The sequence below is a fragment of the Exiguobacterium sp. A1_3_1 genome, assembly GCF_048985645.1.
Lineage (GTDB): Bacteria > Bacillota > Bacilli > Exiguobacteriales > Exiguobacteriaceae > Exiguobacterium_A > Exiguobacterium_A indicum.
In genome coordinates, this window is the sequence record NZ_WBYY01000338.1 from 1 (window position 1) to 547 (window position 547).

At 54.1% G+C, this 547-nt stretch carries 1 protein-coding gene; it reads left to right on the forward strand.

The features are described from left to right. A partial coding sequence (locus tag F8N00_RS18245) for a DNA/RNA non-specific endonuclease (protein WP_421018779.1) occupies positions 1-547 on the forward strand: 547 nt, incomplete at both ends.

The window sequence follows — 547 nt, forward strand, 5'->3', positions numbered from 1 at the left end:
CAGCCGGAAGTACTGGGCGTTCACGAATGAGCACGGTCAGCTGGTCCGCGTCATCGCGAAGAAGATCGTGCTTCAGAATGATGCGACGGAAGACGTCACGCATGACGGACGCTACTACTCGGACGAGGCGAAAGTGCCTGGCGTCGAACGTACGGATCTCGATGAAGGACATATTATCGCTGACTCACTCGGTGGCGTCTCGAACGCCTACAACATCACACCACAGGACAGCACCTTGAACCGTCATGGTGATCAGGCGTACATGGAAGACGTCATCCGCAAGGCAGGTGGCGCGACGAACTTCGAGGCGCAAATCACTTATCCGGATACGTCGACGATGATCCCATCCGCGTATCAGTATACCTATACAGTCCGTGGAAACACCGTCGTCGACCGGTTCAAGAACGGCAATCCGGACGAGACAAATGCGGCACTAGGTTTAACTAAGAAAAAGGAGAAGAAAAAAGAAACGACAGCGAAGCCAACTCCAGATACTACAAAGACCGAGGATGTCTCGCGCGTCGATACCGACGGCAATGGTCAGGTG